Below are 21,947 nucleotides of genomic sequence, written 5' to 3'. Positions count from 1 at the left end.
CCCGCCGCACCCGCGCTCGCCCCCGGTGTGCCCGTCAGCGTCGCGGTTTGGTCAGCAGCACCATACGGAACTTGCCGATCTGGATCTCGTCCCCCCCGCCGAGCTGGGCCTCGTCGACCGGTTCCCGGTTGACGTAGGTGCCGTTGAGGCTGCCCACGTCGCGGACACCGAACCCGTCACCGCGGCGGAAGAACTCCACGTGGCGGCGGGAGACGGTGACGTCGTCGAGGAAGATGTCGCTGTTGGGGTGGCGGCCGGCGGTGGTCACGTCACTGTCCAGCAGGAAGCGGCTCCCCGCGTTGGGGCCGCGCCTGACCACGAGCAGTGCCGTGCCCGGCGGCAGGGCGTCGGGGTTCGTGGGGTCGTCGCCGCCCAGTTCGTCACCGGACTCCTCGTCCTCCAGTGCCTGGATACCGGAGATGGAGATGGTCGACGTGACGTCTCCGCCGGAGTCCCCGCCAGCGCCGGGCCGGGGATCCTGCTGTTCGGCCTTGCGGAGGGGAGTCCCACAGTGGGAGCAGAAACGGGCATCATCCGCAACGGCGTGACCGCACTGCGTGCAGTAAACGCTCGACATAGGTCGGCTCGGCCTCCTACCGCACGGGGCGGTGCTTGATTCGGCTGGTCGGTGGCGCGTACCGGGCACCGTGCGGGCACCTGGCCCCCACCACGCCCGGAACGCGGCGAGACGTCCACTGTCACGCCAGCGGTGCGCCTCACACGGTCGTCGGTCTCGCTAGGTCTCATCCCCCATGTCGTACTCCTTGTCACCCCCGGTGAAGGGTGTCCGCCGTTGCCGGGATACCCGGCCCCGTGGGCGACGCGGCGCGCCGGGGAACACTCGACTTTAAACCATATCCTTGTCCAGGAAGGTTTTCGCTCCTCCCCGGCCTGCCGTGGGCGCTCCCGGCGCGATCGCGCCGGGCAGCGGTGGATCCGCTGCCCGGGGCACCGCCCCGCGCCGGTGGCCGCCCCCGTCGGACAAGGACACCTGCCCTGGTGCTGATGCCCCGCCGACGGATTTGGTTCTGCGTGGATCCCCGCGGATTCGCGTCGGCCCCACCGGAGGGCCGTGACCTGCCCCGATGCCCGGACCGGTCGGCGGGTCCGCGTCGGAACGGACGCGCGGAGAACCGCCCGCGCCGGCGGAGCGGCACCCGCCGTGTGGGCGCGGGCGGTCCCCCGCCCGCGCCCACACGGCCCGGCTCAGCCCTCGGCGCGCTCCACGACGGCCGACCACTCGTCCAGCAGACGGTGCGCGGTGTCGGGGTTGGGACCTTCGGCCCAAAGATGGGTCACGGCCTCCGAGGTGTCGGGGAGGACCAGGGCCCAGCTGCCGTCCGGCTCGATCACCCGGACACCGTCGGTGGTGTCGAGCTCGCGGTCGCCAGCCGCCTCCACGACGGACCGCATCACGCTCCCCTTGATCGCCCACGGGGTGGGCACGGAACGGCGCAGCAGGTGCGCCTGGGGGATCGTACGGTCGATCTGGCTCAGCGAGCGGCGGGTGCGGGCCACCAGGGACAGCAGCCGCACGAAGGCGGCGATGGCGTCACTGGTGGGGCTGAACCGCGGCACGACGAAGCCGCCCCGGCCGTCACCGGCGAAGATGATGTCGTCCTCGGCCTGGACCGCCTTGGTCAGCTCGTCGGTGGCCGTGGCCGTCCAGTGCACCTTGACCCCGTGCGAGGCGGCCACCGTCTCGGCGACCCGGGTCGTGGTCACCGGCAGGGCCACCGTCCCGCCGCCGTACTCGGCGCAGACCAGCTCCAGGACGACCAGCAGGGCGCGCCCGCTCTCGACCAGCTCGCCGTTCTCGTCCACGATGGACAGCCGTTCGGCCACGGGGTCGAACCGCACCCCGAAGTCGGCGCCGGAGTTGGCGACCAGCTCGCCCAGCCGCGCCAGGTCCCGGTTCTGCTTGGCGACGCTGTCGGTGGGCGAGGACTCGTCCAGCCGGTTGTTGACGGTGAGGACGTCCACCCCGATCCGGCCCAGCAGGGAGGGCAGGATCAGCGAGCCGCTGCCGCCGGCGCAGTCCACCACGACCTTGAGCTCGGCCTCGGCCACGCCGGAGGTGTCCACCCTGCGCAACAGCTCGTGGGAGTAGCTCTCCACGTTGCGGGACGGGAAGGTCAGCTCGCCGATCTCGCCGGGGAAAGCCCGGCGGTACTCGGCGCGGGAGAAGACCCTGTCGAGCTTGCGCTGGGCGGCGGGCGAGAGGTCGGCGCCCTCACCGTCCAGGAACAGGATGTCCACCGACTCCGGGTCACCCGGGCTGGTGCGCACGGTGATGCCGCCGCTGACGCCGCTCTGGGAGGTGTGGAAGCGGGCCACCGGCAGCGGCACCACCTCCAGGTCGCGCACCTCTATGGCGGCGGCGGTGAGCGCGCTGATGACGGCGCGCTTGAGCGTGCGGGCGGCGCGCGAGACGTCACGCGAGGTGGTGACGATCGCGCCCTTCTTCAGGGTGGTGGCGTAGGCGTTGGCCAGGCGCACCGCCAGTTCCGGGGTGATCTCGACGTTGATCAGGCCCGACACGCCCCGGGGGCCGAACAGCGAGCGCTGCCCGCGCGACTCCCAGATGACGTTGTTGCTGACCACCGCTCCGGCCTCGATGGTCTTGAAGGGGTAGACCTTGACGTCGTTGTGGACGTAGGCCTCGGACTCGATGACGCAGTCCTCGCCCACGACCGCGCCCTCCTCGATCCGGGCCGCGGCCATGACGTCGGTGTTCTTGCCGATGACGGCGCCGCGCAGGTTGGCGCCGCGTCCGATGAACACGTTGTCGTGCAGGACGGTGCGGTGGGCGAAGGCCTCCGAGCGCACCACGGCGTTGCTGCCGACCACGGTGAACTCGCGCAGCTCGGCGCCCGCCTCGACCTTGGCGTAGTCGCCGACGTAGAGCGGGCCCTTGAGCACGGCGGCGGGGTGGACCTCGGCCCCCTCGCCGATCCACACGCCCGGGGAGACCTCGAAGCCGTCGATGTCCACGTCGACCTTGCCCGAGAGCACGTCGGCCTGGGCGCTGAGGTAGCTCTCGTGGGTGCCCACGTCCTCCCAGTAGCCGTCGGCGATGTAGCCGTAGAGGGGCTCGCCCTCCTTCAGGAGCTGGGGGAAGACGTCGCCGGACCAGTCGACGACCTCGCCCTCGGCGACGCGCTCCAGCACCTCCGGCTCCATGATGTAGATGCCGGTGTTGACGGTGTCGGAGAAGACCTGGCCCCAGGTGGGCTTCTCCAGGAAGCGCTGGACGCGGCCCTGCTCGTCGACGATGATGATGCCGAACTCCAGCGGGTTCTGCACCCGCTTGAGGCCGATGGTGACCTTGGCCCCGCGCTCGCGGTGGAAGCGGACCATGTCGGTCAGGTCGATGTCGGTGAGAGCGTCTCCGGAGATGACGATGAAGGGGTCACCGCGCAGGTGCTCCTCGGCGTTCTTGACACTGCCCGCGGTACCGAGCGGAACCTCCTCGGCGACGTAGTGGAGCTTCATGCCCAGTTCCTCGCCGTCACCGAAGTAGTTGCGGATGAGGGTGGCCAGGAACTGGACGGTGACCACGGTCTCGGTGAAACCGTGTTTGCGCAGCAGGCGCAGGACGTGCTCCATGATGGGTTTGTTGACCACCGGGAGGAGCGGTTTGGGCTGGTTGGCGGTCATGGGGCGCAGGCGGGTGCCCTCGCCGCCCGCCATCACGACGGCCTTCATGGTGGGCGTGGTGCCCTCCGGGGCGGTGTCTTCGTTCTGGCTCATCGCCGATACCTCCGTACGGCCTTGCCGTCGGGGAAGGCGACGGAAGGATGGTGCGCGGAGCGCGCGCCGTCGCGCGCGGTGGGACATGTTCTCATGACGGAGACGACACTCCCTTTCGATCCGACAGGACTCGTGGTGAGCCGGTCCGTCGGCGGCTCAGGGGCCGGCCCGTCCCTGATCCGGACGGCTCGGCCGGTCCGAGCCGTCGTTCACCGCACCGGGATCACCGTCAGCGGTCGCCGGTGTGGCTGGATCGGGTCGATCCGTGGCGTGCCCGCGTACGGGGTCGCTGTCCCCGACGGCCCTGGGGCCTCCGGCGTGATCAGCGCGTTCGTCGCGGCGGGTCTGGGCGATCAGGCGCAGTCCCTGTACGGCGTAGAGCAGTCCGGCCCACCAGTACAGAGCCGTTCCCCAGAGTGCGAAGGCCCAACCTATAATCCTTGCCACATCTGTGACTATCGAGGCGTATCCCGCGATGAACAGCAGCGGGAACGAGTACAACAGGCACAGTGTGGCGGCCTTCCCGGCGAAGTTGACCGGGAGCGGTCCGTAGCCGAAATGGCGCAGGATCGGCAGCGCGCCCAGGATGACGACGTCGCGCAGGACGAGGATGGCCATCAGCCACCAGGGCACGATGTCGCGGACGACCAGGCCGAGCAGGGCGGCGAAGATGTAGAGCCGGTCGGCCAGCGGGTCGAGTACGGTGCCCAGGCGCGAGGTCTGGTTCCAGGCCCGGGCGATCTTGCCGTCGAGCCAGTCGCTGAGGCCCGCGGCGGCCAGCACGAACAGCGCCCACCAGTCGGCGTGGACCACCAGGATGAGCCACAGGAACAGCGGTACGCCCAGCAGCCGGAGCATGCTCAGTAGGTTGGGAACCGTCCAGACGCGGTCACTGACCGTCGGGCTGACCACATCGCCCCCCGCCGTGAGTCTGCCATCTTCCGCGGATCGCCCCATGGCACCAACGATAACGGGCGGAGGGGTCGTTTCCCGCCGTCACGGGGTCCTCCGGCCCTGGCATGGCCGGAGGGCGGCCTCGGATCGGTCGTGGACCACGCGTTCGCGGGGCCCTTCCCCGATGGTGCCTCTCCCCTGTCCAACGCGGGATACCCGGACACGGTTCCCGGCCCCCGCGGGCCGTCCGAAACGACCTCGGTGCGCGGGAGGGGCCCGGCTCCCCGGCCGGCGCGCGGGGAGTCCGCCGGCCGCGGGCCGCCTCAGCGGGGCACGAGGAGGGCGGCCAGGGAGCGCAGGCGGTCCGGACCGGTGGGCTCGGCGTCCTGGAGCGGGACCTCCACCGTTCCCAGAGCCGCGAAGCGCTCACGGGTGGCGGCCAGGGCCTCGGCCGTGTCGGGCCCGGCCGCGGCCTCCGGCGGGATCTGGTTGACGACCACGGGGGCGAGCCGGAACCCGGCTCCGGTGAGCTGCTCGACGGCCCGGGCGGTCTCGGCGAGCACCATGCGGCGGGGCAGGGTCACCAGACGCACCACGGCGTCCCGGCGCAGGCGCTCGGCGGCGCGCTCCAGGCGGTGGCGGCGGGCGTGCAGGCGCTCGGTGAGGGGATCGTCCTCCTCCGCCGAGTCGCCGACGACGTCGGCGAAGGCCTCGGCGCGGCGGGCCCGCTCGCGCTGGCGGGTCAGGCCCACGATCCACGGGGTCAGGAGCGTGGGCAGGTTCAGCAGGCGCAGCAGGTGCCCGGTGGGAGCGCTGTCCACGACCAGGGCGTCCCACCGCCGTCCCACCTCCTCCATGCGGTCCACGAGCAGGTCGGCCAGCGCGGACTCGGCCATGCCGGGACTGGCCCCCGCCTGCTCCAGGTGGCGGCGCACGGCGGGCAGGACCTCCCGGGGAACGGCCTTGCGCGCGTCCTCGGCGACCTGGGCGATACGCCGGCGCACGGCGGCGTCGGCGTCGGGCTCGGCGGCCCAGAGGTTCGGGGCGACCTGGACGGGCTCGTCCTTGAGCGGGGCCTCCAGGGCGTCGCCCAGCGAGTGGGCGGGGTCGGTGGAGACCACCAGGACGCGGTGTCCGGCGTCGGCCAGGGCCAGCGCGTGCGCGGCGGCCAGGGTGGTCTTGCCGACGCCGCCCTTGCCTCCGACGAAGGTGATCGGCGCGGCGGCGGGGCCGGTGGCCGGCTCGGTCAACAGCAGCCTCCGGGTGCTCCGAAGTCCTCACGGCCCATCCGCTGGTGCCACTCGTGCAGGTCGGCGACCATGTACGGGATGAGGTCGAGGGTCTCGTAGGCGACGGGGTTGTCCACCCCCAGGGTCTCCAGCATGAGCAGGGCCCGCAGGGTGTCCTGCTGGGTGCGGGCCTCGCGTTTGCGCGCGTGCCCCCAGCGCGCGTCGAAGACCGCCTGGTGGAAGTCCTCGACGCGGCGCCAGGCGGTGACGGTACGCCGCCAGGCCCGCTTCAGGGATGCGGGCCCGGCGGCCTCTCGGTGTTCACGCATCAGGGGTCACGGGCTACTTGTCCTCGGTTCCCTCGGCGGCCGCCTCGGCGGGGGCCTTCGGCTCGCCGGGTGCCGCCCGTCGGGCCGCGAAGGCCTTGCGCAGGGCCAGTACGGCCTCCACCGTCATCCAGACGGCCAGAACGAAGATGACCACGTCCAGCGGCGCCAGCACGAAGGTCTGCATGGCGTCGCCCGACCGCAGGAAGCCCATCAGCTGGGTGACGAGCGCCCAGGAGGTCATGACGACGAGGAAGACCAGCGGGACCAGGACCGCGATCGGGTTGCGGCCGCGCTTGGTCACCCAGACCGCGATCACCGCGAGCGCCAGGCCGGCGGTGAGCTGGTTGGTGGTGCCGAAGAGCTGCCACAGCGTCCCGGCGGCGAAGTTGCCGGGCACCAGCGCCAGCACCAGGGGCACGCCCACCGCGATCAGGGTGGCGACGGTGATGTTGCGGGACAGGAAGAGGCACGCACGGTGCACGGGGCCGCCCTCGGCCGCCCGGTCCGCCGCGATGGTGCTGATCTCCTGGACCGTGTAGCGCTGTAGGCGCACCGCGGTGTCCAGGCTGGTGGCGGCGAAGCTGACCACGACGACGGTGGCGAAGACCACGCCGATGCTCTCGGGGATGCCGATGTTGGCCGCGAACCCGGCCACACCCTGGACGAACATGCCCGCGGGGCTGGCCCCGGCGGCGGCCCAGTCGGTGTACAGGTCGGTCCAGGCGCCTCCCTCGTTGGCGGAGAAGACCATGACGCCCGCGGTGCAGGCCAGGATGGAGCAGACCGCGAGCGTTCCCTCGCCCAGGGAGCTCAGATAGCCCACGTACCGGGCGTCGGTCTCCTTGTCCAGCTGCTTGGAGGTGGTCCCCGACGCCACCAGGCTGTGGAAGCCGGACACGGCGCCGCAGGCGATGGTGATGAACAGCAGCGGGAAGATCGGGGGCGAGCCCTCGGGCATGTCGCCGCGGAAGGCCGGGGCCTGGATGGTGTCCATGCCCACGACGATGCCGACCATGATGATGATCAGGCCCAGCACCATCTGCTGCTGGTTGATGTAGTCACGCGGCTGCAGCAGCATCCACACGGGCAGGCGCGAGGTGAAGAAGGTGTAGGTGAAGATCAGCACCAGCCACACCAGAGCGGGTTCCACGCCCAGTGCCCCGGCGACCGGGTCGACGGTGATGGGCAGTGCCTGCCCCAGCGGGATGCAGGCGTACACGATCACCAGGGAGGCCAGCGAGGGCAGCAGGGCGGCCGTGCGGCGGCGGTAGATGAGCTGGCCCACGCCGATCGCCAGCGGGATCGTGACCAGGGTGGGCAGCACGGCCTCGGGGTTGTCGATGAACAGGCCCGCGATGATGACCGCGAACACCGCGTTGACCATCGTCACCAGGAAGAAGATGATCAGCAGGAACAGGATCCTCGCCCGGGCGCTGATCACGTCGCTGGCCAGCGCGCCGATGCTCTTGCCCTTGTGCCGGACCGAGACCACGATCGAACCGAAGTCGTGGGCGCCGGAGGCGAAGATCGTTCCCAGCACGACCCACAGCAGAGCCGGCCCCCACCCCCAGAAGACCGCGATGGCCGGACCGACGATCGGCGCGGCCCCGGCCACCGAGATGAAGTGGTGCGCGAAGACGATGTGCTTGTTGGTCGGGACGTAGTCCACGCCGTCCTTGTAGGAGTGCGCGGGCGTCACGAAGGCCGGGTCCAACGCGTAGACGCTTTTGGCCAGGTAAGCCGAGTAGAAGCGGTAGCCGAGCGCGAACAGCGCCAGGGCTCCGAGGAGGACGGCTACGGCAGGCATGGGGATTCCTTCACTGTGCGCACCTTACGGGGGATGACAGCGGCTGCTCGGGCGCTGTGATGCTGTGGTGCTGTGTGTCGGCGGTTCGAGTACAGTCCCGAGAAATTAACATGAGGTGCACATCACAGAAAAGGACACATGTGAACGATTTGGCCACAGCGTGGCGTGGTTCCTCCGCGGGTGAGCTGTGCTGGTTGGCCGCCGACGGGCCCGCGGCCGTCCCGGTCGTGCCCCTGTTCGTGGACCAGCCCTGCGTCGCCCTGCCGTTGGCCCACCTTCCCGAGATCGACTCGCTGCCCGACCGCGCCGCCTTCTGCGTGAGCGCCCCGACCGGCCCGGACGGGTCGAGCCTGGTCGCCACCGGCACGATCAGCGTGAGCCTGGACCCGCGGGGCACGGAGTTCGGCGGCGACCTGGTGGAGCAGGAGGTGCTCAAGCATCCGCCGAGCCGGTTGCGTGTGGGCAGTCTGATGGCCCGCAGGGAGAACTGGTGGTGGATGGCGCGCGCCCTCGTGCGGCTGACCAAGGTCGACGGCGTCCGCGAGCTTCCCGCCCGCAAGCGCGCGGAGGACGCCGTCCTGGTGCGCGAGCGGGACTCGGACGTGCGGGTGGACGTGGTCACCGCCGAGGACTGGTCCGCAGGTCCGGGCCAGGACGTGGAACTGTGGCCGCGTGACGGCGGCGGCCTGGACGGGCGGGGCGACACGGTGCTGGTGATGGGCCACCAGGCCAGCCCCGACTTCGAGCGCTGGGAGCGCTGGACGCGCACCGGCACGCTCTCGGGGCAGACCCTGCGCGTCACCGGCGCCGACGGCGGCCCCGAACCGGATCCGCGCCCGTACCGCCTGATGGAGCGGCTGCGCAACCACCGGGAGGTGGAGCGCGCCTGCCGTGCGGGCGTGGCGGCGGTGGAGCGCCGGTCGAGGAGCTGATCCCCGGCACGGGTCCGGCCCCTGCGGCGGGCCGCGTCCGGGGTCAGAGTCCCAGGATGTCGTCGGCCGCCCTGCGCCCCGACAGCAGGGCGCCGTGCACGGTGGCCGTGTGCTCGATCTCGGTGGCCTCTCCCCCGAAGAAGACCTTCTCCCCGATCGGTGCGCCCAGCGCCACCCGGTCGTCGTCGCTCGATCCCACGGCCGTGAAGGAGAAGGCCCCCCGGGAGAACGGATCGTCCGTCCAGTGCGTGACGAGGTGGCCGACCGGGTCGGGTGCCTTGCGGAACATGCCGCGCAGCGAGGCCATCGCGTGCTCGACCACGTCGGCGTCGTCCATGTCCGCCAGGAACCGGGCCGCGTTGCCGCCGTTGCGGCTGACCAGGATCGGCGCGCCCAGGACCCTCTGCCCCGAGTACCAGTGGAACCACGTTCCCTCTTCGGTGCCCAGGTGCACGAGGACCTCGGCGTCGCCCCAGAACACCTCGTCGAAACGCAGGAACAGCTTCTCCAGGCGTCCGTTGCCCAGGCGCTGTACCGCCTGGACCTTGTCGTCGGACAGCGGCGGGTCGAAGTCGACCTGCCCGGCCTTGAGCACGCCCAGCGGCAGGGTCACCAGGACCCGGTCGCCGGTCACCACGTCCTCTCCGCGGGGGGTGTCCACGCGTACCCTGACGCCGCCGTCGTCGTGGGAGACCTCCAGCGCCACGTGCTCCAGGCGCACGTCCAGCCCCCGCGCCAGGTGGTCGGTGAGCTGGCTCATGCCCTCGGGGAAGACGACGTCGTCGCCGCTGAACTCGTGCAGGGCCGCCACCGTGGAGAAGGCGATCTCCTCGGCGTCGGCTCCGTGGTCGGCCTCGACCATGCGGTGCGCGATCTCGTTGGCGTCGCGGGCCCGGGCACGTACCAGGTTGGCGTCGTAGAGGGCCTGCTTGATGCCCTCCTCCAGCGACTCCTGCGGGCCGGCGCCGACCTTGTCCCAGTACATGTGCTCGTTGAGGAGGTGGACGTCCTCCATGTTGCGGCGGTGGCGGTCGAAGAGCAGCCGCCGCCCCTTGGGGTCGTAGGCGGTCTCGGTGGAGCGGTTGAACACGGCCGTGCGGATGTCGGCCTCACGGACCAGCCGTGCGAGGGGGTTGTTCTCCTCGCCGCGCATCCAGGAGGCGCCCGCGTCCACGGTGGCCGAGCCCTCCCACTCGCGGATCGAGTGGATGCGCCCGCCCAGGCGGTCGCGGCCCTCCACGACGGTGACGCGCTCCCCCTCGTCGGCGAGCCGGTCGGCGGCGGCCAGACCGGCCATGCCCGCGCCCACCACGATGGTGTGTCCGCGCCCGGGTTCGGCCTCGCGTCCGCGCGGCCGGGCCGCGTGCTCTTCGCCCCCGCCGCCGCTCGGCCCCTCGCCTTCGGCGCTGCTCTCCTCGCTGAGGTCCCCCGGGTCAGTCATACTTCCCCCTCCGTGCCGGTGACCGACAGTGCGAGCCTAAGCGCCCCGGGTGCCCGCCCCTTGGAGGGACACCCGCCGACCCGCGGAGTCAGGCACGGCCCGGCACCTGTTCGACGGGCGGACCGGCCGCGCAGGCATCCAGGAGGCGTGCACGGGAAAGGCGTTTCCACGGCGGCCAGGCCACCATGCGGTGCGACCCCCGCCCGGACGGGTCGGGAAGGACCACCGACGGCACGTCCCCGCCGTTCGGGCGGACCCGGTACCGGGGCTCGCCCGGCTCCTCCCCGGCCGTCCGCCGAGCCTCTCGACCCGCGCGTTCCCTCGCGGAAGGAGCCGTCCGCCGAGTGGGTGGCGCGGAGGTGTTCGACGACGTCTTCCGAGGTGGCCGGGGCGATGGTCCTCACGGGTGTGCCCCTGTTCCGCCGCCAGGGGATGCGGCCACGCCCCGAGGGGGCGTGTGCTGCCTCCGCCGCCTCCTGTCGGAACGGAACAGGTCCTCCTGACCGCCTGGGACGGTCTCCACGGGCGTCCCGCTCGCCGGCCGCCTCCGCGCGGCCCCTGTCAGGCCGCGCGGAGGCGGCCTGACAGGCGGACCGTCAACCGGTCGTGGGCGGCTCTCCCTCTTCGTCCTCCAGCTCGATCCGCTCACGGCGGCGCTCGCCCCTGACGTGCTCGTCATGGGTGACGCCGCGCTTGCGGACGTGGACCTCCTCGACGGGGACCTGCTCCTTGGAGACGACCGGCCGCTCCTCGTAGAGCGTGAAGCTCTCCTCGCTCTCGCCCATCTGCTCGTCCCTCGGCACCGCGGAGGGGTCGTCGATCGGGCGCCGGTCGACCTGCAGCTCCTCGTGGTGCAGCGGCACCGTCTCGTCGAACTGCTCGCTCTCCACGTACTTGTGCAGCCGGGCCCGTCCGGACTCGCGCCGCTCCACGCCGATGTCCACGCGCTCCTCCGAGCGCGTCACCGACACGTCGTCGGTCTCGCCCGCGGGCGCACCCGAGGGAGCGGCCGTCTGCGGTCCGGGGCCCTCCCCGGCGACGTGGCGTCCCTCCTGTGCCGCGATCTGGGACTGCACCGGGGGGCCGCCGTGCTGGGCGTAGTACTCGCGGACGGTCTCCTCCTCCTCGGGGGAGATGTGCCGGTCCGCGTCGATGTGCGGTGCGTCCTTGACGGTGGACTTGTCGTAGGGCACCCGGATGTCCTCCTCCGCGGGCTGGGAGCCCTGCAGCGGAACGAGGGTCTCGTGCCTGCCGAACAGGCCGGTGTGCACCGACACCCAGCTCGGCTGGTCCGTGTTGTCGTCCAGGTAGACCTGGTTGATCTTGCCGACGTTGTGACCCTCCTGATCGAGGACGTTGTGCCCGATCAGGTCTGCGGGTGTGCGATCGCGTGCCACGATGTCCCCCAAAGGTTGCGTGGTCGAGAGGGGCGCCGGAGCGCCCCCAACGCTGTCCGCACACTCCCTACCCGTCACGACCTGGGAGGACTAACTCCCGGCACCAGTCGCTAACCGAACGTGGGCGAGTCTTGTCCGGGAATTTTCCCCGGGGCCCGGCCATTGGTCCTCGCCTGGTGCCGCCCTGACCGGGAAAGGAGCTCGCCCCGCGGCTCTGTCGCCCGGAGCTGTTGGAATATTACTACGGGTTACCACGGGGGTCTCCCGCGCCGCGTGGCACGACGGCGCGCGGCGCCGGGCCCGGCTGCGTCGCCGGACCCGGCGCCGTCTCGGCGGATCAGCAGGTGTTGTCGCTGCTGTTGCTCCACGTGATGTCGCGGACCACGGTGTTGACCGCGCACGGGCTCTCGTTGAGCGCGGTGTCCACCAGCCTCAGGTTCTGGAACGTGATGTCGGAGGTGTTGGCGAACTCGGAGCGGGCCGCGATCCGGATGTCGCCGGGACCCGCGATCGTTCCGCCCTCCTCGGCGATGGTGACGTTGTGGCAGTTCTCGACCAGCACGGCGTTGCTGCCGGTGTCGGCGATGTCGACGCGCTCGATCACCGCGCCGCCGCTCTCGGAGACGCAGAAGATCCCCCGGCCGCCGCCACGGGCGCGGACCTCGCCGACCCGGATGTTGGTCGGGTAGCCGCCGTTGAGCAGTCCGTTGCGGTTGGCCATGCGGAAGGCCGCGTAGCCCGTGCCGGTTCCGGCGCCCTCGGCGTCGACCAGGCCGACCGTGGCGTTGACGGTGTCGTTGAGCAGCAGGCCGGAGTAGCCGGTGTCGCGCGCGGTCACGGTGCCGATGGTCAGCCCGTCCACCCCGTAGGTCTCCACACCGTGGTTGTTCGTGCCCGAGACGTAGACGTCGTCGATGCTGATGTCGCGCGCCTCGCGGACCGCGTCGTTGTCGCGGCTGTCGATGCGCATGCCCAGGCCGCTGGACAGCCGCAGGTCGACCTGCCCGAAGTGGACGTTCCGCGAGGTCCGCACGTAGACGCCGAAGTACGGGGAGCCGGTGACCGACAGGTGGGGGACGGAGACGTCCTGGGCGTGTCTGATGCGCACGGCCGCGTTGTCGGCGCCCACCGAGCCGGTCACGTCGATCGTGCCGCAGACCTCCAGGGAGGTGTGGCTGGGCAGGTCGAGCGAGGCGTTGCCCGGCATGGAGCCGGAGCCGCGCACCACCACGCGCTCCTGCGAGGTGCGGCCGGAGCTGAGGCTGTCGACGGCCGCGCGCATGGCGGAGAGCATGTCGCCGCCGGTGTAGACGGTGCTCCCGCCGTTGCGGGCGGTCCAGGTGGAGCCGTTGAGCACGGCCTCGGCGTGGTAGGAGCCGCTGCCGCAGTCGCCGGAGGGGTCACCGCCGCCGTCGCCGTCCACGCGGACCAGGTCCCAGACCTGGTTGGCACCGCCGAGGGAGTCGTACTGGGACAGGCGGTCACCGGCGGTGGTGCTCCACTCCCAGACCTCCAGGGCCTTGCCGCTGAGGCGGTTGACCAGCTGGACGCCGCCGCCCGTGTCGACCGGGCGCCACTGCTGGTTGGCGCCGCCGAGGTCGGTGAACTGGCGGATCTCGGCGCCGTTGGCGGTGGAGTGCTCCCAGACGTCGATGGCCTTGCCGCTGTTGCGGTTGACGATGCGGTAGTAGCCGTCGCCGGCGGAGACGAAGCGGAACTGCTGCCAGGGCCGGTCGGTGCGGTTCCACTGGATGATCTCGGCGCCGTCCTCGGTGGAGGCGCTCTCGACGTCGGCGACCAGGCCGCTGTGCTGGTTGCGCAGGACGTAGTAGGCGCCGGTGTCGATGTCGGCGGCCTGCGCGGAGGTGGTGGCGACCGCGGAGAGGCCGCCCGTGCAGAGCAGGACGGTCATGGCGGCGTACAGGAACCGGCGCAGGCGGGAGAGGGGCCTGCGGGTTCCGCGGGTGGGTGGTGGCGCGGCCGGGGCCGGCCCGGGGAATACGGGGGGGTTGACGGGCATCGCTGCTCCTCTGTGCGAACTCCGGACGGCGGTGTCCGGATCCGGGGGGGTATGTGAGCGCTCTCATGCCAATTGGTTGCCGGGAACCTAACATGGAAAGCGCTTTACCGGTAGCGGCGCGACTACGGAAAGGAAGACGCGGACCCCGGCGCGGATCGTGGATCCCCTCGCGGCGTGTCGAACGGCGAGGACGGGCACGCGGCGTGCGCGGATGTGAGGAGTCCTCGTCACCGTTCCCACGCGCGGGGGCACCAGGCCGGAAAACCGCTTTCCCCGCCGGGGCGCGGTGGACACGGGCACCGCCTGGTCCGGCCGCGGACGCCCACCCCGGCGAACATCGCGCTCACGGCCATGACCAGCAGCAGGGCGCCGGCGGCACGGACCAGTCGCATGTGCGCCGTGTTCGGGACGCATAAGGTCACCGGGTCTCCTGAGACCCGTGGGGGCGCGGCGGCCGGGCGTGCGCGAGCGCCGAGGGCGTGCGGCATCCGACGATCGCCGGAGCCTCGTGGACCAGTGCGTCGTCGGTGACCGCCTCCACCATGAACAGCGCGAAGTCGGTCCGCCGCGTGATGTTGCTGGCCAGCACAGGGTCGCCGACGTGCCGGCTCCACACCGGCAGCCCCTCGCCCTCCCCCTCCTCGAGGTCGCTGCCGCGCACGACCGTCCACCGGGCGTCGCTGTCGAAGATCCGGCGGCACGCCTCCACCTGGTCGTCGATGTCGATGGCGCGGACCAGCCGCGCCAGCACGCTCACGACCCTGACGGAGGCGCGGAACCCGCGCGAGTACACGTCCCTGCCGTCGCGGGTGATGTGCCATCCGCAGGAGAACACCAGCCGCGCCCCCTCGGGCGCCAGGTCGAGCACCGCCTGGGCCGTGCCGGAGGAGTATCCGTGGACACCCCAGGGGACCAGGACCGTCAGGACCGCGTCACACCCGGCGACCGCGCGCCCGATGACCTCCCGGTCGTCCGTCGGCCCCGCGACCACGGTGATGCGGTCCGCGAACTCCGCCAGCTTGCCGACGCTCTTCTCCCGGCACACGCCCACGACCTCGTAGTCGCGGTCCAGGGCGTGCTGGACCATGTACCGCCCGAGCTTGCCCGAGGCCCCGACGACGCAGACCCTCGTCCGGGGCCCGCCGTCGGCCCTCCCTTGTCCCTGTCGCGTGTCCATACGCGTCCCTCCCGCTCGTCCGGCGGGCGCCCCGGAAGGACCGGTACGGCCGCGAACCTCGTCCCTTACACCTGTAAGGCTGTACTCGGAGGCTATCCTTACACCTGTAAGGCCGTCAAGGACGGGCGGCGAGGCACCGACGTAGTTCACGGAGACCCCAGGTGACACCGACTCCCAGACGGCAGCGCACGCCCCGTTCGTCCCTGAGCAGGGAGCGCGTCCTCGAAGGCGCCATACGCGTGGCCGACGAGCGTGGAGCCGCCTCGGTGAGCATGCGCAAGGTGGCCGAACACCTCGGAGTCGAGGCGATGTCGCTGTACCACCACGTGGCCAACAAGGACGAGATCCTGGACGGGATCGTCGACCTGGTCTTCGCCGAGATCGACCTGCCCCGGGACGCGGCCGACTGGAGGAGCGCCATGCGTCGGCGCGCGTTCTCCGCCCGAGCCGTGCTCTTTCGCCACACCTGGGCACTGGGCCTGATGGACTCGCGGCGCAACCCCGGCCCGGCGACGCTGCGGCACCACGACTGGGTGATCGGGTGCCTGCGCGGGGCGGGTTTCCCGATCGCGATGGCCGCCCAGGCGTTCTCCACCCTGGACAGCTACGTCTACGGGTTCGTCCTCCAGGAGTCGAACCTGCCCTTCGACACGCCCGGGGAGCTGGAGGACGTGGCGACGGCCATGGTCAGCGCCTTCCCGGCCGACGCCTACCCCCACCTGAGCGAGATGATCACCGACCACGCCCTGCGCCGGGACTACGCCTACGCCGACGAGTTCGCGCCCGGCCTGGACCTGATCCTCGACGGCCTGGAGAGGACCCTCGAGGGGTCGGCCGGCCCTTCCGAGGCGTGACCGGTCGCCCGACCGCGCACACGGGTTTCCAGGCCCTGGGCCGCCGACCGGGTCCGTTCACCGGTCCGTCGGCCGGCGGGGAGCCCGCCCTGCGCTCCGGAGCCCTCGAACAGCGCGGAAGCCCGGGAGGGATGTCCCGCGCACCGACGTCGCGGGGATGGCCGGGAGTGGCGACCCCGCTTCACCGACAGCGGTTCGACTGATGGGCTTTCCTTCACGGCGGGCAGGAATCACCATGGGGGAATGCGCACGAACGTGGCGGGGCCAAAGCCGTGAACGAGAACAGCGACCACACCACGCCCGTAGAAAGAGCCCTGGACCTGCGCAACGCGCTCGCCGTCGCTGACATCAAGCAACTCGTGCGCGCGTCGCGTGAGGGTGACGAGGACGAAATGGGGCGGATACGGCAAAGGTATTCGGAGGGATGGGCCGGACATGGCCAAAAGCCCTACGGGGCAAGGCTTCCGTGTTAGCTTCGAGGCCCGATGAACGCTGCGGAGCCCGAGCGGAGAGCCATGGGACTGGAGCTGTTGACCAAGGACGACAATTCGGTGGACAAGGGCTGCCCCTCGTCTACCTCAGCGACACGGTTGACTTCGTCGTCCAGGGCGCTGGGCTCAACGACGCCGGCTTCGCGAAGCCGACCGATCCCCTGGGCGAGGCCGCGGTCCGTGTCTCCCGAGACGGTCCTCGCCGCCGTCGAGTGCTTCCGGCGGAGGGGCGTGTGACCTCCGGCAATGCCGGGTTCCGGCCCGCAGGTATCCCCCGTTTCGACGCCGATATGCGACCCCTGTGACAGACACCGAAAACCCCCGGACCACGAACACCGTGCACGGCAGCCCGGAAACCCTGGTGCAGGCAGGCACAGTGCATGGTGACGTTCACATCGTCTCCCGACCCGCACGCCCCGTCCGCGTACCGCACCAGCTGCCCCTGGCCGCCACCGGCTTCGTGGACCGCACCGCTCACCTGCGACAGCTGGACGCGCTGGCAGCCGAGGCGGAGACGAGTGTTCCCGTCGCGGTGCTGGCCGGACCGCCGGGAGTCGGAAAGACCGCCCTGGCCGTCCACTGGGCACACCGGGCACGGAGCCTCTTTCCCGACGGTGATCTGTACACCAGCGTGCACGGGCACGCTCCCGGCCCGCGTGCCGAGGCCTCACAGGCGCTCGACGCGATCCTGCGAGCGCTCGGAGTTCCCCCCGAACGCATCCCCCTGGATCTGGACGGCCGTTCGGCCCTCTACCGCTCCGAAGTCGACGGTAAGCGCCTCCTGGTCGTTGTCGACGACGTGCTCAACCCGACACAGGTGCGTCCCCTGCTGCCCGCCGCGCCCGGCTGCATGGTCGTGGTGACCAGTCGGAGCACGCTACCTGGGCTCGTCGCCCGGGAGGGCGCCCGGCGGCTGTCCCTGGGCGTCCTCCCCGTAGTCGACTCGGTGGCCCTGCTGCGGAACACCATCGGAACGCGGGTGGAATCCGAACCGCGTGCGGCACATGAGCTGGCCGAGCACTGCGCGCGCCTTCCCCTGGCTCTCCGGGTGGCCGCCGAGCGGCTTCTCGACCGGCCGGACGCGACGCTGAGCGACCTGGTGAACGAACTGGCCGCCGAGGAGTCCCGTCTGGACGCCCTGGCCGAGGAGGACGAGTTGAGCGATCTGCGCGCCGTGATGACGGCGTCCTACCAGGCCCTGGACGACGACACCGCCCGCTTCTTCCGGCATCTGGGCCTCCATCCGGGGCCCGAGTTCTCCTCCGGAGCCGCCGCCGCGCTCACCGGTACGCGACAGGTTCGGGCACGCGGGTTCCTGGACCGCCTGGCCCGCGCGCACCTGGTGGAACGACTGCGTGAGGACCGCTACCGTCTGCACGACCTGGTACGGCTGTACGCGGTCGAGCGGGTCCGCGCCGAGGACGGACCGGAAACGATGGGCGAGGCGGTCGGACGGGTGGCCCGGTGGTACACACACGCCGCCGCCCGGGCCCAGCTCGTGGAGCTCCCCAACTTCCCCGTCGTGCCCGGGGAGGAACAGGACCACGAACTGCCCGGCTTCGCGTCCGTGGAGGACACGCTGGCCTGGTTCGAGGCCGAGCGCACGAACCTCCTGGCAGTGGCACGGGCCGCCCTGGACCACGGCCACCACGACACCGCCTGGCGGCTGCCCGCGAGCGTCTATCCGCTCTTCGAGCTGCACCGGCACTGGCACGAGTGGCGCGACTTGCACGCCATCGGCCTCCGGGCGGCCGAGGAGGCGGACGACGCCTTCGGAGCGGCCCGCAACCACCTGGGCATGGGCGACGCCCAGTGGCTGTTGGGCGACCCCGACGCAGCGGTGCAGCACTACGGGTTCGCCCTGGCGGCCGACCGCCAAGCCGGTGACCCGTGGGTGGAGGGCTTCGCGCTGCGCCAGCTGGGCGTGGTGGCCTGGCAGCGCGGCGAGCGGGAGGACGACACGGCCGGATACGTGGAACGCGCCATCACGGTCTTCCGCGAGTCGGGAGAACGGCGCGGCGAGGCGATGTGCCTGCTCAGCCTGGCCGACTTCGGCGCGGACCTGGCCAGGTGGGAGGAGGCGCTCGGCCGCTGCCGGACGGCGATCGATGCGTTCGGCGGTATCGGCGACGTGTGGAGCGTGGCGTGGGCACGGTGCACCCTCGGCCGGATCCTCACCGGCTCGGGTCGGGCCGCCGACGCCGTGGCGGAGTACCGGGCGGCGATCGGGGTCTTCGAGGAACGCGACGACGCCGACAGCCGGGCGGCGGCGCTGCTCGGCCTGGGTGACGCCCACGCCGAACTGGGCGACACAGGCGAGGCCCGGGCGGCGTGGCGTGCGGCCCTGGAACACCTGCGCGACCACGGCGATCCCCGCGCCGAGGAGGTCGAGGAACGTCTGGGCCGTCGGGCCGCGGGCGGCTGAGGTGCCCGCCGTGGCAGGCGGGTGGCCACGGACAGGCGGTCACCGTTCGACGTGGGCCGCGAGGTTGGCCAGGGACGAGGCGAAGGCCGCCTCGTGGTCGGTCTGGGAGACACCCCGGGGCACACCGGTCGCCTCGACGGCCACCAGGGTGCCCTCGGGCACCTCGGTGAGCCGCCAGACCATCGTCATCGTCCCCGCGAAGTCCGGATCCGGGGACTCGAAGACGACCCGCTGCACGATCCGCTCGTTCGGGACCAGTTCGGCGAACTCGACCTCGGTGACGTCGCTCGACTCCGAGGTCTTGCCCTGTCCGGCCTGCGGGTCGAGGTAGGTCAGCACCATGCGGAACCCGCCTCCGGGCCACGGCTCGAAGCGCTCCGTCCGTCCGGTCATGCCCTCCGGCGGCAGCCAGGCCGCGAGGGCGTCCGGGTCGGTCATCGCCGCGTAGACCGCCGACGCGGGCGCCCGAACGGTCCTGCTTCCCTGGTCCTTGCGCGGTTGCGTCCGGCCCACGGTCCCCACCTCTTCGCGACGGCACTTCCGTCTCCCGAACCTAGCGCCGTGACCGCGAGAGTTCACCGGGATATGCCCAACCGGGATGATCTTGCTCCCAGCGGCACTGTCGAGCGCTGACAGTGCCACCAGGAGCAAGATCACGGCGGTGGGACCCCACCCGACGGATCCCGGCCGGGCCCTGGCCCTCAGTTCGGGCGGCGGCCCTGGACCGAGTAGACCGCACAGGAGCAGGCCCGGAAGGAGGGGTCGGCGAGCAGGGCGCGCACGTCGGCGAGCTTGCGGTCGGTCATCCCCTCGCGCACGAACGCCTCACGCAGGTGGCGGGTGTGGTGCGCGATCAGGTGCACCCCCGGCGAGTCGGCGTCCCACAGCTCCAGCCGGGGCCGGGGGTCGACGTCCACCAGGCCCGCGCGGCGCATCGCCTCGGCGGCGTTGCGGCCCCAGGCCGGGTCGGCCCCGGCACGGATCATCAGCCTGGTCTTGGCCTCCTGGAACTCCTCGTAGAGCTTCTGGGACGCGGCGTCGGGCATGAGCAGCCCCGGCCCGTAGGTGATGTCGAACTCGTCGAGCTGGAGCACCCCGCCGGGCTTGAGCGCGCGCACCAGGCGGTCCAGGACCGCGATCCGCTCGGGGAGGTGCAGCAGCACCAGCCGGGAGTGGATGAGGTCGAAGGCGGCTTCGGGGAGCGGGTCGCGGACGACGTCGTGCCGGACCACCTCCAGCCCGTGGGTGTGCGGAATCCGTTCGGGCTTGATGTCCGTGGCCAGCACGCTCCCGGTCGGGGCGACGCGGTGGGCCAGCCAGAGCGCGACGCTGCCGCCGCCGGCGCCCACCTCCAGGCAGTCCCACCCCGGTCCGACACCGGTCCGCTCCAGGCGCTCGGTGGTCATCGGATCGTAGGCGGCCGCCAGGAAGCGGTGCTGGTCGAAGGCGTGCTCGCTGTGGTTGTCGAAGAGATAGCGCGAGGCCTTCCCGTCGGCGGGTGTCTCGGCGGCTGTGTCGGTCACCGGCTGCTCCTTACGGTGTCGTCTGTCGGTGGTGCGCGCCGACGGCCTCGGCCGCGACGCGGGTCAGGGTGGCCGTGCACACCTTCCCGGTGGGGCCGAGCGGCAGTTCGGGCAGGACCACCACGTGTTCGGGCAGCGCGCGGGTGTCCAGGCCGCGCTCGTCGCGCAGGAAGGCGATCAGCTCCCGCGGGGCGGGCGCCGCGGACCCCGCCGATGGGGACACGCAGGCGCACATGCGCTCGCCCAGGTCGGGGTCGGGCACGGGTACGCAGTGGGCCTCCGCCAGGGAGGGGTGGGCGCCGAGTGCGCGCTCCACCTCGGCGGGGAAGATGTTGACCCCGCCCCGGATCACCGTCCGGCGCAGGCGGTCCACCACCCAGAGCGCGCCGCCCGGGTCCAGTCGGCCCAGGTCGCCGGTGCGCACCCACCCGCCCGGGGCCCGGCGCTCGGCGTCCAGACCGGGTGCGGCGACGTGGCACAGCGGTGTCATCGGGCCCAGGGCCCAGATCTCGCCGGTCTCTCCGGCGGGTACCGGGCGGCCCTCGGGATCACGGACGCTCACCCGGGCCACGTCGGGCGCGGGGTAACCGGCCATACCCGGCTCCCAGGCCTGCGGTCGGCGTCCGGTGTGGCAGTTGACCCCGTCGGTGGAGCCGTAGACGTTGACCACCGGTCGGCCGAAGCGCGACGTGCAGGCGTCGTGGACCTCCCGGTGCAGCGGCGCCCCGCTGGACACCACCACGCGCAGGGACGAGGTGTCCGCCCGTTCGGGCAGCGCGGCCACGCGCCGCAGCATCGTGGGGACCCCGACCAGGTGGGTGGGGCGGTGCCGTTCGATCGCGCGCAGCGCGGCGAGCGGGTCGAAGCGGGGCAGCACCACCAGGGTGCCGCCGTGCCGGGCCAGGGTCACCGGCACCCCGCAGGACCCGAAGGAGGACGCCAGCGAGACCAGGACCAGGGCGCGCATCGGACCGGGGCCCGTGTGCAGCGCCGCCACGTAGTTGCCCCGGCCGCCCGCCATGGCGTTGTGCGTGTAGGCGACCATCGAGGGCTCGCCCTGCGAACCGGAGGAGACCAGGACGCGGGCCGGGGACTCGGGGTCGGGGCGCGCGGGACGCCAGCCGCCGGCCGCCTCGGGACCGGGTCGGTCCAGGCTGCACGCCCCGGAGCGGGCCGGACCGAACGTCCACACCCGGCGCAGGTGCGGCAGGTCCATCCGGCGGATCTCCTCCACCCTCTCCGGGACGGTGACGAGCGCGGAGGCCCGGGAGCGGAGCAGGAGGCTGCGCACGTCGTCCGGGGGCCGCCCGTCGGGAACGGGCAGCGAGACCGCGCCGACGGCCGCGACGGCGAGTTCGGCCACGGCCGCGTCGCGTCCGTTGGGCAGCAGGACGCCGACGACGTCCCGCTCCTGCCCGCCTCCGGCGGTCAGCGCGGCGGCCGCGCGGCGCACCGCGGCGTCCAACCCGGCGTAGTCGAGTGCGCCGCGGTCGTCGACGACGGCCGCCCGGTCGGGATGGGACCGCACGTGTTCGCGGAACAGGGTGTACAGGTCCTTGCCCGGACACCATCCGCGAGCGGTCCACTCCGCGCGCAGACGCCGCGGAACGAGGTCGGTCAGTACCAGTCCGTTGGACGAGGTCCACGTCATCGAGTCTCCGGAGAGGTCGAAGGG

At 72.0% G+C, this 21,947-nt stretch carries 16 protein-coding genes; 3 read left to right on the top strand and 13 right to left on the bottom strand.

What is annotated here, in order from left to right; genetic code table 11:
- Window positions 1-34: 34 nt before the first annotated feature.
- The 6 genes from NOSIN_RS06300 to NOSIN_RS06275 all read right to left on the bottom strand — a co-directional run bounded on the left by NOSIN_RS06300 (window position 35) and on the right by NOSIN_RS06275 (window position 8,012).
- Complete coding sequence (locus NOSIN_RS06300; protein WP_077689831.1) at window positions 35-577, bottom strand: FHA domain-containing protein; 543 nt, start codon at window positions 575-577, stop codon at window positions 35-37.
- 629 nt (window positions 578-1,206) lie between these two features.
- A complete protein-coding gene (locus NOSIN_RS06295) occupies window positions 1,207-3,708 on the bottom strand; it encodes a mannose-1-phosphate guanyltransferase (protein ID WP_077693445.1) in 2,502 nt (833 codons plus the stop codon).
- A 201-nt stretch (window positions 3,709-3,909) separates the two neighbouring features.
- Entirely contained in the window at window positions 3,910-4,665 is a 756-nt protein-coding gene (locus tag NOSIN_RS06290) for a CDP-alcohol phosphatidyltransferase family protein (protein WP_077689830.1), read from the bottom strand.
- 305 nt (window positions 4,666-4,970) lie between these two features.
- The gene (locus tag NOSIN_RS06285; protein ID WP_077689829.1) at window positions 4,971-5,897 is read right to left on the bottom strand and encodes an ArsA family ATPase; all 927 of its coding nucleotides are present in this window, start codon (window positions 5,895-5,897) and stop codon (window positions 4,971-4,973) included.
- The gene (locus tag NOSIN_RS06280; RefSeq protein ID WP_171986562.1) at window positions 5,894-6,205 is read right to left on the bottom strand and encodes a cory-CC-star protein; all 312 of its coding nucleotides are present in this window, start codon (window positions 6,203-6,205) and stop codon (window positions 5,894-5,896) included. Before NOSIN_RS06280 ends, NOSIN_RS06285 begins: the two co-directional genes overlap by 4 nt.
- 13 nt (window positions 6,206-6,218) lie before the next feature.
- Window positions 6,219-8,012, bottom strand: coding sequence for a carbon starvation CstA family protein (locus tag NOSIN_RS06275; RefSeq protein ID WP_077689828.1), 1,794 nt, complete (start codon window positions 8,010-8,012; stop codon window positions 6,219-6,221).
- Window positions 8,013-8,152: 140 nt separating this feature from the next.
- Here NOSIN_RS06275 and NOSIN_RS06270 point away from each other — a divergent pair, with 140 nt between their 5' ends.
- Complete coding sequence (locus NOSIN_RS06270) at window positions 8,153-8,944, top strand: hypothetical protein (RefSeq protein WP_236743312.1); 792 nt, start codon at window positions 8,153-8,155, stop codon at window positions 8,942-8,944.
- Window positions 8,945-8,987: 43 nt separating this feature from the next.
- On the opposite strand, the gene NOSIN_RS06265 is transcribed toward NOSIN_RS06270, so the two are convergent.
- From NOSIN_RS06265 to NOSIN_RS06250, 4 genes are all read right to left on the bottom strand, one after another.
- Window positions 8,988-10,385: a flavin monoamine oxidase family protein gene (locus NOSIN_RS06265; RefSeq protein ID WP_077689826.1), complete on the bottom strand. Its 1,398-nt coding sequence runs from the start codon at window positions 10,383-10,385 to the stop codon at window positions 8,988-8,990.
- A 596-nt stretch (window positions 10,386-10,981) separates the two neighbouring features.
- Complete coding sequence (locus NOSIN_RS06260; protein WP_077693443.1) at window positions 10,982-11,782, bottom strand: PRC and DUF2382 domain-containing protein; 801 nt, start codon at window positions 11,780-11,782, stop codon at window positions 10,982-10,984.
- Window positions 11,783-12,119: 337 nt separating this feature from the next.
- Complete coding sequence (locus NOSIN_RS06255; protein WP_077689825.1) at window positions 12,120-13,802, bottom strand: RICIN domain-containing protein; 1,683 nt, start codon at window positions 13,800-13,802, stop codon at window positions 12,120-12,122.
- A gap of 418 nt (window positions 13,803-14,220) precedes the next feature.
- A complete protein-coding gene (locus NOSIN_RS06250) occupies window positions 14,221-14,979 on the bottom strand; it encodes an NAD(P)-dependent oxidoreductase (protein WP_077689824.1) in 759 nt (252 codons plus the stop codon).
- Between the two features lie 161 nt (window positions 14,980-15,140).
- On the opposite strand from NOSIN_RS06250, the gene NOSIN_RS06245 reads away from it, so the two are divergent.
- Together NOSIN_RS06245 and NOSIN_RS06235 are read left to right on the top strand one after the other, a co-directional pair.
- On the top strand, window positions 15,141-15,833 hold the full coding sequence (locus NOSIN_RS06245; protein WP_171986561.1) for a TetR/AcrR family transcriptional regulator: 693 nt from the start codon (window positions 15,141-15,143) through the stop codon (window positions 15,831-15,833).
- A gap of 792 nt (window positions 15,834-16,625) precedes the next feature.
- On the top strand, window positions 16,626-18,749 hold the full coding sequence (locus NOSIN_RS06235) for an ATP-binding protein (protein WP_236743311.1): 2,124 nt from the start codon (window positions 16,626-16,628) through the stop codon (window positions 18,747-18,749).
- Between the two features lie 39 nt (window positions 18,750-18,788).
- Here the strand turns inward: NOSIN_RS06235 and NOSIN_RS06230 are convergent, their stop codons facing one another.
- The 3 genes from NOSIN_RS06230 to NOSIN_RS06220 form a co-directional block, all read right to left on the bottom strand.
- On the bottom strand, window positions 18,789-19,262 hold the full coding sequence (locus tag NOSIN_RS06230; protein WP_077693440.1) for an SRPBCC family protein: 474 nt from the start codon (window positions 19,260-19,262) through the stop codon (window positions 18,789-18,791).
- A gap of 188 nt (window positions 19,263-19,450) precedes the next feature.
- On the bottom strand, window positions 19,451-20,272 hold the full coding sequence (locus NOSIN_RS06225; RefSeq protein WP_077689823.1) for a class I SAM-dependent methyltransferase: 822 nt from the start codon (window positions 20,270-20,272) through the stop codon (window positions 19,451-19,453).
- 10 nt (window positions 20,273-20,282) lie between these two features.
- Window positions 20,283-21,923 carry a class I adenylate-forming enzyme family protein gene (locus NOSIN_RS06220; protein WP_077689822.1) on the bottom strand — a complete coding sequence of 547 codons (1,641 nt, stop codon included), beginning with the start codon at window positions 21,921-21,923 and terminating at the stop codon, window positions 20,283-20,285.
- Between the last annotated feature and the right edge of the window lie 24 nt (window positions 21,924-21,947).

It is taken from the genome of Nocardiopsis sinuspersici (genome assembly GCF_001998325.1).
In the GTDB taxonomy this organism is placed as follows: Bacteria; Actinomycetota; Actinomycetes; order Streptosporangiales; family Streptosporangiaceae; genus Nocardiopsis; species Nocardiopsis sinuspersici.
This window is presented reverse-complemented; position numbering and strand designations above follow the sequence as displayed.

Bases quoted from the DNA above. Each gene is read 5' to 3' on its own strand.
- NOSIN_RS06250 (WP_077689824.1), bottom strand. From the start codon at position 14,979: ATGGACACGCGACAGGGACAAGGGAGGGCCGACGGCGGGCCCCGGACG.
- NOSIN_RS06280 (WP_171986562.1), bottom strand. From the start codon at position 6,205: ATGCGTGAACACCGAGAGGCCGCCGGGCCCGCATCCCTGAAGCGGGCC.
- NOSIN_RS06220 (WP_077689822.1), bottom strand. From the start codon at position 21,923: ATGACGTGGACCTCGTCCAACGGACTGGTACTGACCGACCTCGTTCCG.
- NOSIN_RS06300 (WP_077689831.1), bottom strand. From the start codon at position 577: ATGTCGAGCGTTTACTGCACGCAGTGCGGTCACGCCGTTGCGGATGAT.
- NOSIN_RS06265 (WP_077689826.1), bottom strand. From the start codon at position 10,385: ATGACTGACCCGGGGGACCTCAGCGAGGAGAGCAGCGCCGAAGGCGAG.
- NOSIN_RS06255 (WP_077689825.1), bottom strand. From the start codon at position 13,802: ATGCCCGTCAACCCCCCCGTATTCCCCGGGCCGGCCCCGGCCGCGCCA.
- NOSIN_RS06275 (WP_077689828.1), bottom strand. From the start codon at position 8,012: ATGCCTGCCGTAGCCGTCCTCCTCGGAGCCCTGGCGCTGTTCGCGCTC.
- NOSIN_RS06295 (WP_077693445.1), bottom strand. From the start codon at position 3,708: ATGAAGGCCGTCGTGATGGCGGGCGGCGAGGGCACCCGCCTGCGCCCC.